Consider the following 15,134-nt stretch of genomic DNA (forward strand, 5'->3'; position numbering starts at 1 on the left):
TTGACGCTTATTTAAGTTTCTTGAATTCCATTTTACGAATAACGGTCGGGCCAGCGTTTTCTGATAACGCTGGATAGTCTAGGTTATAGTGAAGACCTCTACTTTCTTTTCGCTGCATCGCACAGGCGACTATCAATTGAGCTATGCAAAGGAGGTTACGTAACTCAAGCATATTGTTACTTACTTTAAAGTTTGAATAATACTCGTCGACTTCTTGCTTCAGCAAATTGATTCTGCGCATGGCCCTTTCCAAGCGTTTGTTTGTTCTTACAATGCCGACAAAATCCCACATAAATAAACGTAATTCATGCCAATTGTGTTGAATAACAACGGCTTCATCTGAATCGATTACGCGGCTTTCATCCCAAGGTTTAATATCACAACTATTGTGATTGTTATTAAAGTTGGCCAAAATATGTTTAGCACACGCGTGGGCAAAGACAACGCATTCTAAAAGACTATTGCTTGCCATACGGTTTGCGCCGTGTAATCCAGTGTATGCGACTTCGCCGATGGCATAGACGTTGTCTAAGGTAGTACATGCATGTAAATCCGTAACAACGCCACCACATGAATAGTGCGCCGCTGGCACTACAGGTATCGGTTGGCGAGTAATATCAATGCCTAGCGAGCGACATTTTCTGTATATATTCGGAAAATGTTTAACAATGAAATCGCTCGCTTTGTGACTAATGTCTAAATACATGCAATCTTCACCTAAACGTTTCATCTCATAATCGATTGCTCTGGCAACAACGTCCCTTGGGGCCAAATCTCCACGCTCATCGAATTTTTTCATAAAAGGTGTTCCGTCGGGATGGCAAAGAAAAGCACCTTCTCCCCTAAGAGCCTCTGTGATTAAAAAATTTCCAGCATCAGGGTGGTATAAACATGTCGGGTGAAATTGGTTAAATTCCATATTCGCAATATCACAGCCTGCTCGCCAAGCCATAGCAATGCCGTCACCGGATGAGACATCTGGATTAGATGTATATTGATATACTTTACTGGCGCCGCCAGTTGCTAATGCGATAAAACGGCTTCGGATAATTTCAACTTTTTCTTTTTTTCGGTTCCACACATAAGCGCCAATGCATTTTGTATCTGTTTTATGTTCTTTGATTAAATCAATCGCATTGTAACGTTCGAACAAATGAATATTGGGGTGTTGAGCCACGTTTTCAGCCAACGTACTTTGCACGGCTTGGCCTGTAGCATCTGCCGCATGCAATATTCTTCTATGGCTGTGACCGCCTTCTCTGGTTAAATGAAAACGCAGATTCCCGTCGTCATCTTTTTCTTGGTCAAAAGGTACTCCTTTGCTTATGAGCCATTCCATGCTATTTTTTGCATTTTCAGCCGTATAACGAACGATTTTTTCATCACATATTCCCGCGCCAGCGGCAATTGTGTCTGAAATATGGTTCTCAATTGAATCATCATCGTCGAAAACAGCGGCGATACCCCCTTGTGCGTATCGAGTGCTTCCTTCATTGAGGTCACTTTTACTCAGTACTATTACGTTACAATGATCGGCCATTTTTAATGCGAGACTCAAGCCCGCGGCACCGCTGCCTATTACGAGCAAATCGCAACGGTGTTCCACAGTATTTTGCATAATTGAAACTTGTTAAACAGAAATTCGGTTATATGTATTGTTAGTAATATTAATCTTTTGTGTCACAAATACCAAGAAGAGGCTTTTTTTATGCTTAAAAAGCAATTAAATTCGAACTTTGTTAAATTTATACAGTCAATATATGCAACTTGCCGAAGCCATATTGGACAACATTAGGAGTAATGGCTTTAATGAGCGAGCAAAAAACTGATCAAGAATTGGTTAAATTAGTTCAGCACGGAAATAAGAACGCATTTAACTTACTGGTTATTAGACACCAGAATAAAGTAATGAACATTGTATCGAGATATGTGAAAAACTCTGGTGATGTGGCTGACGTTACGCAAGAAGCGTTTATAAAAGCATATAGGGCCTTACCGAATTTTAGAGGTGAAAGTGCGTTTTACACATGGTTATACCGAATTGCTGTGAATAGTGCGAAAAACTATTTAACTTCGCAAAGTCGAAAACCACCGGCAAGTGATGTGGATGCGCAGGAAGCTGACTATTATGAGGGTAGCGACGCATTGAAAGAAAATGCTTCGCCTGAAAGAAACTTGCTATCTGAAGAGTTGCAAGAAAAGCTTTTTTCGACAATTGAGAAATTGCCTGAGGACTTGAGAGTGGCAATTACCTTACGAGAAATTGAAGGGTTAAGTTACGAAGAAATTGCGGGTGTGATGGATTGTCCCGTTGGTACCGTAAGATCGCGTATATTCAGGGCGCGCGAGGCCTTAGATAAGGTCATTGAGCCATTGACACAAAATTGATTTGCGAACAGGTGTTGTATACTTGATAAACACCTGACAAAATAATCTCTCGACGGTATCATTATTAATAGTACGTTGAGACGTAGGAAAAGAGTGTATGTCAAAAGATTTTGAACAGTTGTCAGCGATGGTTGATGGGCAGACAGATGATGTTGCTATTGCCAAAGAAATGTTAAACGACCATGAGCTGCAACGTAAGTGGAAAAGCTATCACTTAACACGTGATTTAATGCGGAATGATATGTCTTCAGATTTATCGTTTGATGTAAGCGCAAAAGTAGCACAAGCACTTGAAAAAGAATTGCCAATTGTAGCGCCTAAATCCACTTGGAAAGAACTACCGGTAGTATCTTCCGTAATACCGATATTTAAGCAGAGTAGCCAAGTTGCCATGGCGGCTTGTGTAACTGCTTTGGTCATATTTAGTTATCAATCTTATAATCAACCTGAAGAAGTCCAGCCATTTATTGCTGCGCCGTCAGCGATAGGCCCAATGGGAGGCTTATCTCCAGTGAGTTTAGAACAAACAAGTGGAGTTAGTCAGCGCTCTGTTGCACAATTAAATGAGCAGAGACGATTGATTAATGCGTTGATTGAAGACCACAACAGACAGACCCAGCTTTTTCAAGCATCACTCGCTGAGCAACAAGAAGGGCTTGAGAAAGTAGCGAAAGAAGAGCCAGCTGCTGATAGTAGCTCTCCAGAATAAAGTGACAAGGGAAACGTGATTAAGAAACCTCTTTCTTTGCAACATTCAAATAGAAAAATGGCAATACCTTATGTTATTGCCATTTTTTTATTCTCTATTTTTAGTACAACAGTGTTTGCGCAATTGTCTTCAAATGCAGTATCGGAAGAAGAAAAACAAGCAAACTCCCCTGTCACTGAAGACGTCGAAAGTGCTAAGAGTAGCCGTTCAGCGGAATCAGACGCCGACAGTATTGGCATACAAGCTAGCAGCTCACATGCAATTAGCACAGAGACGTTTAACCCTCAATCGGGTATGCATTGGATGTTGCGTATGTCGCAACAAATCAACATATTGTCTTTTGAGATGGTGTATGTAGTGACGTCTGAAGCTAAAGACACTATGCCCTATATTTGGCGACGTGCAGAGGCTAATGATGGTAAATACATAGAACAACTCAGTGTGTTAAATGGTCCAGGGTTTGAGCAAATTGTGTACGATGAAAAGCTAAGTATCTTTGAGCCTGGTTACCCGCCGTATAGTATCAAAGGAACGGCTGTGCGCGGACCTATCCCAAATGCGCTTTTACGAGTACCCCAATTACTTGAAAAAGCTTACGACATTATCCCTATGGGGCGAAATAGAATTTCTGGGCGCATGTCAAAACAGATTAGAATTGTGAGTAAAGACCAAACCCGGTTTGGTTATCATTTGTGGATTGACGAAACATCTGGCCTGTTATTAAAGTTAAATACTTATAATCTGGATGGCCGTCTTATTGAGCAAGTGCAAGTAACACAGCTAAGTATTTCTAGTGATGTAAACACTTTTTTTGCAAATTTCCAGGCAAGCCACATGCCCGACATAAGCCCTGCGCTTTCTCACCATCAGAGAGCACTTGCGTGGGACGTCAGTTTTTTGCCTGAAGGTATGGAAGTCGTGAAAAAAACGCTGCATAGAATAGGTGGGAACGGCCAATTAACAGAGTATATGCTGTTGTCTGACGGTGTTGTCGATGTTTCTGTCTATTTACTTAATAGCAATAATATTGTTGAAAATGACGTTTCTGGCATGTCGGGCCCTAATGCAGTTGTAGTAAAGTCTGATGGGCAAATTCAGGTGACTGTTTTAGGTAAAATTCCGCTAGTCACTGCCGAGCGAATTGCAAACTCTATAGTATTGGTAAATTAATAATGATAGAAGAAGTTGCCAGAGTAATTGATACAAATGAACATTCTGCAGTCGTTGAAACACAAATTAAAACTGCGTGTGGCAGTTGTAAAGCTAACAAAGACTGCGGTACCAGTGTTGTAGCAAAAGCATTTGCAAACAAAACTCATCAATTCACGATATCGACGGTGACGCCATTGGTGGTTGGCCAATTTGTTAAAATTGGCGTGCCAGAAAGTAGCATATTAAAAGCGTCGTTGTACTTGTATCTGTTTCCTATTTTGGTGCTGATATTGAGTGCGGCTACCTTTGAATACATGTTTTCTGATATACCGGAGTATGTTGTCGTGCTGATGAGCTTTGGCTCAACGGCACTTTCATTTGTATATATTTCGCATAAGTTAAAAGGCGTCGCAAATTACGATGAGTTTACACCTGTTTTCTTAGGTGTTAGCAATGAAGCTCAAGCCTTAAGTGCATTTGAAATACCGATTAAAAAAATAGACTAACTTGTCCTAATCTTGAGTACAGGCAAGCGTTTATTGTACTAAATAGAGTTTTACATGTTACTTTCGCGTGAAAGTGCCGAAGATTAAAGAACTTTAGTCGCAATTTCCTCGTTAAAACGGTAATATTCGCCCACTCTTAAGGTGCTACGTTTGTGCCTTACATATCATTTTTAAGATTTGGCATGAATATTCCCAAATCTTAGACGAAATATTACAAGTTGTTTGGAATAAAAGTCACTTATGCATTTAAAAAATATCCGCAATTTCAGCATTATTGCTCACATTGACCATGGCAAATCCACTCTGTCTGACAGATTAATTCAACATTGCGGTGGTTTAACTGAGAGAGAGATGGCTGAACAAGTGCTCGACTCAATGGATATAGAGCGCGAGCGCGGAATCACCATTAAAGCGCAAAGTGTCACACTGTATTACAAAGCAAAAGATGGCGAAACTTACCAGCTAAATTTTATTGATACTCCGGGTCATGTCGACTTCACTTACGAAGTATCGCGCTCGTTGGCTGCGTGCGAAGGTGCGTTACTGGTTGTTGATGCGGGCCAAGGCGTAGAGGCGCAAACATTGGCAAATTGCTATACAGCAATTGATATGGATATGGAAGTTGTGCCTATTTTGAATAAAATTGACCTTCCTCAGGCTGAACCTGACCGCGTCGCTGAAGAAATTGAAGATATTGTTGGTATTGACGCGATAGAAGCCGTGAGATGCTCAGCTAAAACCGGTGTTGGTATCGAAGAGGTATTAGAAGATATTGTCACTCGTATTCCACCACCGGAAGGCGAAATTGACGGACCACTACAGGCCTTAATCATTGATTCTTGGTTCGATAATTATCAAGGGGTTGTATCGTTAGTCAGAATTGTTGGTGGTGAACTGAGAAGTAAAGAAAAAATTAAAATAATGTCTACCGGGCAAGTCTATCAAGCTGACAAAATTGGGATCTTTACACCTAAGCAGACAGAGACAGAAGTATTACGTACTGGTGAAGTGGGCTTCATCATTGCAGGTATAAAGGAAATTCATGGCGCGCCTGTGGGTGATACCATTACAACATCAAAAGCGCCATCTGATATCCAATTACCTGGATTTAAGAAAGTTAAACCTCAAGTATACGCAGGTTTGTTTCCTGTCAGCTCTGACGAATATGAAGACTTTCGCGATGCGTTGGCTAAATTGAGTCTAAATGATGCATCGCTTTTTTATGAACCAGAAAGTTCAGCAGCGCTAGGTTTCGGTTTTCGTATTGGCTTTTTAGGTATGCTGCATATGGAAATTATTCAAGAGCGGCTCGAGAGAGAGTACGACTTGGATCTCATTACGACCGCCCCTACCGTAGTCTATGAGGTGAAGACAACAAAGGGTGAGGTATTGCAAGTAGATAACCCATCTAAGCTACCTCCCATTAACGATATTGAAGAAATTCGAGAGCCTATCGTAACTGCCAATATCTTGGTCCCGCAAGAGTATTTAGGTAATGTTATTACTTTATGCGTGGATAAACGGGGTATGCAAACTAATATGGCATATCACGGAAAACAAGTGGCAATTACATATGACTTGCCGATGGCTGAAGTCGTGTTGGATTTCTTTGATAGACTAAAAAGTACGAGTCGTGGTTTTGCGTCCTTAGATTACAATTTTAGTCATTTCCAAGTGGCAGACATGGTGAGACTGGATATTTTAATTAACAGTGAAAGAGTCGATGCATTAGCTGTAATTACTCACAAATCAAATGCGCCATACAGAGGGCGGGACTTAGTAGAAAAACTAAGAGAAATCATTCCTCGTCAGATGTTTGATATTGCAATACAAGCTGCTATTGGAAATCACGTCATCGCGAGAAGCACAGTAAAACAATTGCGAAAGAACGTCATCGCGAAATGTTACGGCGGAGACGTTAGTCGCAAGAAAAAGTTGCTTCAGAAGCAAAAAGAAGGGAAAAAACGGATGAAACAGGTTGGAAACGTTGAGTTACCTCAAGATGCATTTTTAGCAATATTGAAGGTAGATAACTAATGGCTAATTATTTTTCGATATTTTTGGTTGTTGTGAGCTTTGTTACGGGCATTGTTTGGCTTGTGTATGCATTGTACTTTTCACCGAAGCAGGAAAGTGTAACATCTGGCGGGAGTAATACCGCAGTTGGCGGAGCCAACGCTGAGGAATCTGCTGAAGAGGAATTGCCTGCATTGGTTGATTTTTGCAAACAAATGTTCCCCATTTTTTTTGGCGTAATGATATTTAGATCATTCATTTACGAACCATTTCAGATACCCTCAGGGTCAATGATGCCGACGTTGCTCACCGGTGATTTTATCCTAGTAGAGAAGTTTTCTTATGGCTTAAAGGACCCTGTTACTCGCACTGAGTTAATCGAGACAGGACAGGTTGAACGCGGTGACGTTGTTGTATTTAAATACCCATTAGATGAACGAGTAGATTACATAAAGCGAGTAGTAGGTCTACCCGGAGATACGATTGTTTACAGAAACAAGCAATTGTTTATTAAACAAGCCTGTGTCGGAGGAAGTGAATGTAACCCCGCTCAGCCAGCTCAATTAAAGTCATTAGGTGCTGGGCAATATTCGCTGGGCCCACATCGTTTATCGTTATTTGAAGAGCAGTTGGGAGGTGTAACACATCAAATTCTCCATAACCCGAATCAACCTTCGGGATCTACTCAGGTGATTGTGCCTGAAGGTCATTATTTTGCAATGGGTGATAACAGAGACCATAGTGCCGACTCGCGTAGTTGGGGATTTGTGCCAGAAGAAAATCTTGTTGGAAAAGCTGTTTTTATTTGGATCAGTTTTGAGTTTGAGAGAAAACAAGAAGACTTTTTACCAACTTGGATGCCTACTGGGGTCCGGTTTAGTCGCGTCGGTGCATTTGGTTAGTGAAAGAAATAAAGTTAAAAAATTTACAAAAACGTTTAGTGTACAGTTTTGAAAATCAAAACCTACTGCTACAAGCGCTAACGCACCGCAGTGCGGCAAAGGCGCATAATGAGCGTTTAGAGTTTTTAGGTGATGCTGTTTTAGGCTTGATTGTCGCAGAGATTTTGTATGCTAAGTTTCCTGCACAGCCTGAGGGGAAGCTGACTAGAATGAGAGCTTCACTGGTTAATCGTTCAACGCTTGCGGATATCGCGCGTGAGCTATCGTTGGGGGAACTGCTTAGTCTCGGGTCCGGTGAAAAGAAAAGCGGCGGTCATCGTCGAGATTCAATTCTTTCCGATACTGTTGAAGCTATTCTTGGCGCGATTTATTTAGATGCAGGTTTGACCGCAACGCAAAAGACGGTTAACGCCTTGTTTAATTCTCGTGTAGATAAATTAGACCCTTCAGTACAAATTAAAGACAGCAAAACGCAATTACAAGAACACTTGCAATCTAGGCAAATTCCCCTTCCGACATATGATGTGATAAATATTTCTGGCAAAGATCATGCACAAACATTTGAAGTTAGTTGCTCAATTGCATCGCTAGATATTACTGCAAATGGTATTGGGCAGAGCCGTCGAATTGCAGAGCAACAGGCCGCGAAACAGGTCTTGGAAATGGTATTATCATGACAGAAAATCACTGTGGTATGGTGGCGATAGTTGGTCGGCCTAATGTTGGAAAGTCAACAATCCTTAACCGTATATTGGGCCAGAAAGTTAGTATTACATCGCGGAAACCACAAACCACTCGACACCGCATAATAGGTATCGATACTCAGGATAATCGTCAAGCGATATACGTTGATACACCAGGTCTGCATAAAGAAGAGAAGCGTGCTATAAATCGTTTCATGAATCGGGCGGCAAGCAGTTCATTAGGTGATGTATTTTTAGTACTCTTCGTTGTCGAAGGTACACGTTGGCAAGCGGATGATGAATTGGTTCTTGAGAAAATTAAAGCATCAGGTTTGCCTTGTTGGCTGGTTGTGAACAAGGTAGATAAAGTAGATGAGCAAGGTGATTTAATGGATACCTTGTCACGTCTAAGTAGACTGCATGACTTTGATCAGGTATTGCCTGTGTCTGCAAAGCAAGGTAAGCAAATAGAGCGTTTACGACAGCTCATTTTATCTAAATTACCCTTTAGCGAGTTTTACTTCCCGGAAGATTATATTACCGATCGCTCCAGTCGTTTTATGGCGTCGGAAATTATTCGTGAAAAACTAATGCGCTTCACTGGCGATGAGTTACCTTATTCGATCACGGTTGAAATTGAGCAGTTTAAACTTGAATCAAATGGTGTTTACCATATAAATGGTTTAATTTTGGTGGAGCGTTCGAGTCAAAAACCCATGGTTATTGGAAAAAATGGTAGCCATATAAAAACGATTGGCGCAGAAGCTCGCAAGGACATGGAAGATTTGTTTGATAACAAAGTGTTTTTGGAGCTCTGGGTCAAAGTGAAATCTGGCTGGGCTGATGATGAACGGGCTTTGCGATCACTTGGCTACGATGAAGATTACCGCTGACCTAACAAGTCTCAGCAATGATTAAATTTCTACTTTTTGCGCAAGCTTCAGTTGTTTAGATTTGAGTAATTGTCATGTTATGATGATGAATAAGTCTAGGAAAACCAGTAATGAAACCACTCCAAGATTTCAGACAAGAATACCGAACCGGGCAGTTGGACGAGAGCCAGTTAACGGAAGAACCATTTGCGCTTTTTAATCGTTGGCTGTGTGATGCGATCAATGCGAAATTGCCTGAGCCAAATGCGATGACTGTTGCCACTGTTGATGTTGAAGGGCAGCCAAGCCAGCGAATCGTACTGCTAAAAGATGTGACGGACGAAGGTTTTATTTTTTATACAAATTTAGGGAGTAATAAAGCCAAGGACCTCGCCGGAAATAATAAAATATCCTTACATTTTCCTTGGCATCTGCTTGAACGCCAAGTAAAGGTATGTGGCGTTGCCACCCAATTATCGCGCAAAAAAGTAATGCAGTATTTTCTTTCAAGGCCTAAGGACAGTCAAATTGGCGCATGGGCGTCACAGCAAAGCCAGCCCATTTCCACTCGGCAACTTTTGTTAACGCAATTCGCGCAAATGAAGGATAAATTTGCGAATGGTGAAGTGCCGCTGCCGGATTTTTGGGGCGGCTTTTTAGTTAAACCTCATTTGGTTGAGTTTTGGCAAGGCGGAGAGCATCGCTTGCACGACAGGTTTCAATATCGCCTCAGTGCCGATAGCCAGTGGACTTATCAACGATTAATGCCTTAGCTCATGCCCCAAAGATAAACGTAGCTTAACGAACACTATGCCTTTCATAGACTGCCACTGCCACATTGATTCGCCTGCGTTTGACGTCGACAGAGCGCAAGTACTCAAGAATGCAAAAGCACTCGGCGTCGAACAAATGATGATACCTGGTTTACATCTATCTCAATTCTCTGAGCTTCTTTCTTTAAAAAATGATTATTCTGGTACGGCGTATCCTCGATTAGATATCGCCTTTGGTTTGCACCCTTATTTTTTGTCTGAGAATAATATTGCCGGCAACATTGAGCACTTACTATCGAAATTTTGCAAATATTGTACTCAATATGAATCGTCAATCGTTGCCATCGGAGAGGCTGGATTAGATGCAAAAACGCCGATAGATATGCAAGATCAAATTGCAATTCTAGTTGCTCAGATAGATGTCGCCAAAGTACTTGGCAAACCAATTGTGTTGCACCATAGACAAAGCCATAATGAACTTATTCGTGTGCTTAAACAAAAGAAATTCACAGGAGGGGGGTTAATTCATGCTTTTTCAGGTAGTTTTGAAATTGCGAAAACTTACGTGGACATGGGCTTTGTTTTAGGGATTGGCGGCACAATTACCTACGATAGATCACAAAAAACGAGGAAAACTTTACGCAGAGTATATGAAGAACTGGGGGATGAGCACCTAGTGCTGGAAACAGATTCTCCCGATATGCCGTTATTTGGTTTCCAAGGTCAGCGTAATTCACCCGAGAGAATCCCTCTGGTAGCAAAGGCTCTTTCAAGAGTACTTGCTGTCGATATTGAACACATAGCGTTGAGTACTAGTAAAAATTATAGCAGAGTATTTTCTTCTCCGACTTCATGACGATAGCGAAACTTATACACCATGCGAGTTAACAAACAAGAAATGATCATCGTCAATAAGATGACCACAAAGGTTTGTGATAGCTGACCTCTATTAAAATCTTGATGATGTTGAGTAATCTCTTCCCTGTTGAGGACTAACTTAATGTATCCAAGTGTTTGCAAAGAGTCGTCGACGATATCTTCAACAAACACCAAGGGGGCAACATCGGCATCATTTACCATTTCGACTACCGAAACAATACTTTCATGTTGACTTAAACGCATGCCGGTACTATCAAATAGCACTGCGCCTTCAACGAATTTCCCATCATTGATCACGTTTATATAGTGTGCAACTAATTCTTCGTCTTTCGATTTTAAGGGGGTAGCGACTAATTTAGCTGCTTGTTTGGTAAGCCCTCGCCCTAATTGTTCAGATTCAATCTTATACCATTGTTGCGCATTTTCACTGTGCATTAACCACAAATTTACCGCAAGCACACCGACACAAATTAATAGTATCGCGCTAGATATTCGTGTGAATATCGCGTAATTGTTTGACTTTTTCGTCTGCATCCATTTTTAGTGCCTAGTCTAACTTAGTCCAAAACATTAGAGTAAAAGCCAGTGTTTGCCAAGTCTTTTGGTTTACAGATGTTTGTATTTCAGTAAGATACGATGCATTAAATCCGACTGTTATGAAACTGCATGTTAAATTTATCCTTCACTACATTAGAACTTGAAGACCTTTCACTTCCTCAAACGCTGACTTGCACTCGTTTATTTGAAAATTATCTTTTCGATGCGAAAAAGACAGGTAATTTCCTTACTTTGTCAATTGATCAAAATACTACGTTTCAATGGCAGGAGGGCGATAGTGGCGTTGATGGTTCAACTATTGTTGTTGTTGGACAAGGGTTGAATTTATGGGTGTTAAGCCAATTGTGTTTCGCCATTGCAGGTAAAGATGCCTTGGTTGAATGCAGCGCTAGCAATTACTATATGACTTATGCAAAGCAAGTACTGAGATTAACGTTTAGCGAGACAGTGTTGCCTTCACAGGCACAGCTATTAGATGTCGCTGAGCAGTTCCATGTCGATTTACATGTAAAACCTGAAAAGACTAGCTTGAGCAAACCAGGTCTATTGGTGATGGATATGGACAGCACCATTATTGATATTGAATGTATTGATGAAATTGGCGCGCTAGCAAACGTAAAAGAAAAAATTTCTGAAGTGACTGAACAAGCCATGCGAGGTGAAATAGCGTTCACCGATTCATTGAAATATCGGGTTGCATGCTTAGAAGGGGTCGCTATCGACAAGTTAAATAGTATCCGTAGTCGTTTGCCCTTCATGCCCGGCTTTTTAGCTACTATGCGGGTGTTACAGCAACATGAATGGTATTTAGCCATTGCGTCTGGGGGATTTACGTATTTTGCAGATTATGTGCAAGCGGTCGCCGGTCTGAATGAAGCACACAGCAATACTTTAGAAGTTAAAGACGGTAAGTTGACCGGCAAGGTGATTGGGAATATCGTAGATGGCGATAAAAAAGCATCAATATTAAAAAGCTTACAACAGAACCAAAATATCGCTGAGCACCAAACGGTAGCGATGGGGGACGGTGCTAATGATTTAATAATGATGGGGGCGGCAGACCTAGGCGTAGCCTATCACGCTAAACCTACCGTTCAGGAAAGCGCCGATGTGGCAATTAACGTTGGAACATTTGAGAGTTTGCTCTATATTTTGGAATAGTTAGTCGACTGCATCCTGCTGGGGCAAGCGATACCGGTATAGCACTTCCTGTGTTATATCCGTCAAAAATATTGTCGCGGCAATGTCCCACATCCTTTCTTCAAAGTAAGTGGCTTTATGAATTGCGTGTTGTGATAAATATAGCAACTCTTGTTCAAGTCTTTCCATATCAGGCCTAAGCGCTTTATTGAATGTGACAGAAAATGCAAAAAACTGTCCGGATTCTGTCGCTGCCTTTACAAACGCGCGTTTAGCGCGATGCGTACTCAGTTGATATTGCCATTTAGCATATACTTGGTTATCTTTCCGTTTCTGTTTTGGGTCAAAAGACACATAAATTTCACTTGTGATGGGTTTTGGGTCAAGACTCATCATCTTTATTGATTGACGAATAAACGCGGTACTTTGCATATCATCTTGATACAACCAAGATAAATTAAAAGACACTAAGTTTGCGTTGTGATGTAAGAACTTTAACCAACTTGCGCGCATTTGGTTAATTGTTGCCATCGCTGGCATAAATCCATTTTGTTGCTTTTCTACATAGATGCATGCTTGTGGGCTAGATTTTCCGTGTAAATTGCGCAGCGCGATTCCCATTCCTGGCAGTCGCTCTTCCTGTTCTAATGCTTGCAATTTATCAGTGTTATTGCTTATGAGTTGACTGAAAAATTGTTCGGCGACGCCAGTTTCATCATCCGAAACTGCTTGAAGATGCAGTACTTGTTTGTCTGTATTAATATGTTTGACTCTGTATTGCACATTTTTCAATTCAAAGTTTTGTGTGATTTCTTGTAATTTTGGAAAACTAATTTGTACCTTACTATTCATCCGTTGATGAAATTCTTGATCGAGTTCTAATCGTAAACCACTTACTGAAAAATCTTCAGTAAAGCCATGGATTGCTCCATTATTAGTTTTTACGATTACTGGCGTACGCAAGATATAGCGAGTTTGACGACGCAATTCTTTCTGTTTATGCCGGTACGTTTCAACTGGTTTAGGTGGCTTATTTCTCGCATGGCCAAAGTACTTTAATAAGCGAATGTTTGATTTGTCCAATTTCCTCCGTTGATATACTTCTTGCGCATTTGAATTCGTGATGTCTGTGACAGTTAGCATTCCTGTTAAGGATTTTAGCCGCCCTTGTAGGCGTGGAGACAGGCGTTTGTTGAGTTTATCAATGTCTCTATTGATGCCATCTGGTACTGAGCTAGGGACATAGGCATCTGATGGGTTTACGTCACTGTAGGCCAGGTGGTACACGCGCCAACTTACACGGCGAGCGCCATACGACAGAAATGTCTCGGCCAGTTTTGGCTGTTCTAATAGCTCTTCAGTCGAGGCTGAATAAAAGTATATTTTATCGTCGGCAATATGGTGAAAACAATAAACGGTTGTTTGGGGATAAGCCGCACTGTCTGACGTTAATTGCCTCAGGCGATTTTCATTTAGAAGATATCCCAGCATTTGATGATGATTTTCGTCTAACCAGTAATCTAGAATACGTTTAGAGCAGCTATTTGTACTGGCATAAGCAGCATGTAATTTACCTTCCTCAGTTTTTTCAATAAACACCGGTAAGCCAGGAATCGTATTCGCAAAACTTTGTTCGTAAACTTTGCTGCTTAGTGCCATTTCGACATTGTCTAAATTGACTTTATAGCGCCGCTTTTGCAATTTGATTAGCTCAAGAACAAAATCCGTAAACTGTTCATTTGGGCTCGTATTTGGGCGCAAAAGGTGTACGCACGTTTTGGCGTTCCTGCCGGAAACACCGAGAATTTGGTATTCAATACTATCTCTAGCGATGCCGGTACTTCGGTCTAAACCTCGAAACACGACATGAATCGGAGCTGCAACGCTGATTTTTTCGAGTGCTTCGGGGTCTTTAAATCGAATTTTTAAGCCATGAACAGATATATCTAAAGTGCTTGCATGTGCACTTGTGTTGTCAGTAAAAAAAACTTCAATGGCGACAACATAATTGAGTCGTTCTTCCTTTCTAATTGGAAAGTTGAGTAATTCTTGGCATGGCGTAACAAATTTATCATCAGGTATTTGTAATTCGGTGTCTTGCACGACAACTGATTGCGTTTTTACCAAGTCCATTCTCCGCTTTTCTTCTTCTGAAAAGTTAATTACCCCCTCATAAACGCCAAATGTGTACTCACCGTATCGTTTAACCAGTTTCTCAAATTCGAATATTCCATTAACATGCAAGTAATGTGGAATACCTTGATAGTTGAATAGCCTGCATTCATCATTTACCTTAGTACGTAAATCAATAGAACGAATACAAGGTTTTGCAAGCCGTTTAACTTCCATTTTGATCAAAAAACTAAGATCGCTTGCAATATTTTGGGTGCGACGTTTAAATGCCTTGTTAAACTCGGCATGATTGACCAAGGGCGCTAGAGAGTGAATTATTTCCCTATATGGTGAAAGGTCTGGTGTCATTTTCGGTTGTATTTTAATCAAAACTATTTTCCATGGCGTTTGGGGCCTATCATTTGTCGCAGCAATATTTTGCGT

At 41.0% G+C, this 15,134-nt stretch carries 14 protein-coding genes; 11 read left to right on the forward strand and 3 right to left on the reverse strand.

Annotated features, from left to right (window positions below):
• Positions 1 to 7: 7 nt before the first annotated feature.
• Positions 8 to 1,618 carry an L-aspartate oxidase gene (gene nadB, locus QQK00_RS19950; protein ID WP_284219458.1) on the reverse strand — a complete coding sequence of 537 codons (1,611 nt, stop codon included), beginning with the start codon at positions 1,616 to 1,618 and terminating at the stop codon, positions 8 to 10.
• Between the two features lie 191 nt (positions 1,619 to 1,809).
• Here nadB and rpoE point away from each other — a divergent pair, with 191 nt between their 5' ends.
• The 10 genes from rpoE (at position 1,810) to QQK00_RS20000 (ending at position 10,857) form a co-directional block, all read left to right on the forward strand.
• Complete coding sequence (gene rpoE, locus QQK00_RS19955) at positions 1,810 to 2,388, forward strand: RNA polymerase sigma factor RpoE (RefSeq protein ID WP_284219459.1); 579 nt, start codon at positions 1,810 to 1,812, stop codon at positions 2,386 to 2,388.
• 97 nt (positions 2,389 to 2,485) lie between these two features.
• Positions 2,486 to 3,097, forward strand: coding sequence for a sigma-E factor negative regulatory protein (locus QQK00_RS19960; protein WP_284219460.1), 612 nt, complete (start codon positions 2,486 to 2,488; stop codon positions 3,095 to 3,097).
• Between the two features lie 15 nt (positions 3,098 to 3,112).
• Entirely contained in the window at positions 3,113 to 4,267 is a 1,155-nt protein-coding gene (locus QQK00_RS19965) for a MucB/RseB C-terminal domain-containing protein (protein WP_284219461.1), read from the forward strand.
• Between the two features lie 2 nt (positions 4,268 to 4,269).
• On the forward strand, positions 4,270 to 4,755 hold the full coding sequence (locus QQK00_RS19970) for a SoxR reducing system RseC family protein (RefSeq protein ID WP_284219462.1): 486 nt from the start codon (positions 4,270 to 4,272) through the stop codon (positions 4,753 to 4,755).
• A gap of 240 nt (positions 4,756 to 4,995) precedes the next feature.
• Positions 4,996 to 6,792, forward strand: a complete 1,797-nt coding sequence (lepA, locus tag QQK00_RS19975) for a translation elongation factor 4 (protein WP_284219463.1) — start codon at positions 4,996 to 4,998, stop codon at positions 6,790 to 6,792.
• On the forward strand, positions 6,792 to 7,673 hold the full coding sequence (lepB, locus tag QQK00_RS19980) for a signal peptidase I (RefSeq protein ID WP_284219464.1): 882 nt from the start codon (positions 6,792 to 6,794) through the stop codon (positions 7,671 to 7,673). Before lepA ends, lepB begins: the two co-directional genes overlap by 1 nt.
• Complete coding sequence (gene rnc / locus QQK00_RS19985) at positions 7,673 to 8,350, forward strand: ribonuclease III (protein WP_284219465.1); 678 nt, start codon at positions 7,673 to 7,675, stop codon at positions 8,348 to 8,350. Before lepB ends, rnc begins: the two co-directional genes overlap by 1 nt.
• Positions 8,347 to 9,249 (forward strand): GTPase Era, encoded by a 903-nt coding sequence (era, locus tag QQK00_RS19990; protein WP_284219466.1) that lies wholly within the window; start codon positions 8,347 to 8,349, stop codon positions 9,247 to 9,249. Before rnc ends, era begins: the two co-directional genes overlap by 4 nt.
• Positions 9,250 to 9,359: 110 nt before the next feature.
• Positions 9,360 to 10,001, forward strand: a complete 642-nt coding sequence (gene pdxH, locus QQK00_RS19995) for a pyridoxamine 5'-phosphate oxidase (RefSeq protein ID WP_284219467.1) — start codon at positions 9,360 to 9,362, stop codon at positions 9,999 to 10,001.
• A gap of 37 nt (positions 10,002 to 10,038) precedes the next feature.
• On the forward strand, positions 10,039 to 10,857 hold the full coding sequence (locus tag QQK00_RS20000) for a TatD family hydrolase (RefSeq protein ID WP_284219468.1): 819 nt from the start codon (positions 10,039 to 10,041) through the stop codon (positions 10,855 to 10,857).
• Here the strand turns inward: QQK00_RS20000 and QQK00_RS20005 are convergent.
• On the reverse strand, positions 10,824 to 11,414 hold the full coding sequence (locus tag QQK00_RS20005; RefSeq protein ID WP_284219469.1) for an AhpA/YtjB family protein: 591 nt from the start codon (positions 11,412 to 11,414) through the stop codon (positions 10,824 to 10,826). The two genes, QQK00_RS20000 and QQK00_RS20005, sit on opposite strands and share 34 nt — an antisense overlap.
• Positions 11,415 to 11,546: 132 nt before the next feature.
• On the opposite strand from QQK00_RS20005, the gene serB reads away from it, so the two are divergent.
• The gene (gene serB, locus QQK00_RS20010) at positions 11,547 to 12,599 is read left to right on the forward strand and encodes a phosphoserine phosphatase SerB (RefSeq protein WP_284219470.1); all 1,053 of its coding nucleotides are present in this window, start codon (positions 11,547 to 11,549) and stop codon (positions 12,597 to 12,599) included.
• Here the strand turns inward: serB and QQK00_RS20015 are convergent, their stop codons facing one another.
• On the reverse strand, positions 12,600 to 15,080 hold the full coding sequence (locus tag QQK00_RS20015) for a PilZ domain-containing protein (protein ID WP_284219471.1): 2,481 nt from the start codon (positions 15,078 to 15,080) through the stop codon (positions 12,600 to 12,602).
• Positions 15,081 to 15,134 lie beyond the last annotated feature (54 nt).

Origin of the sequence: Agaribacter marinus, from assembly GCF_030160655.1 — a bacterium.
Lineage (GTDB): Bacteria > Pseudomonadota > Gammaproteobacteria > Enterobacterales > Alteromonadaceae > Glaciecola > Glaciecola marina.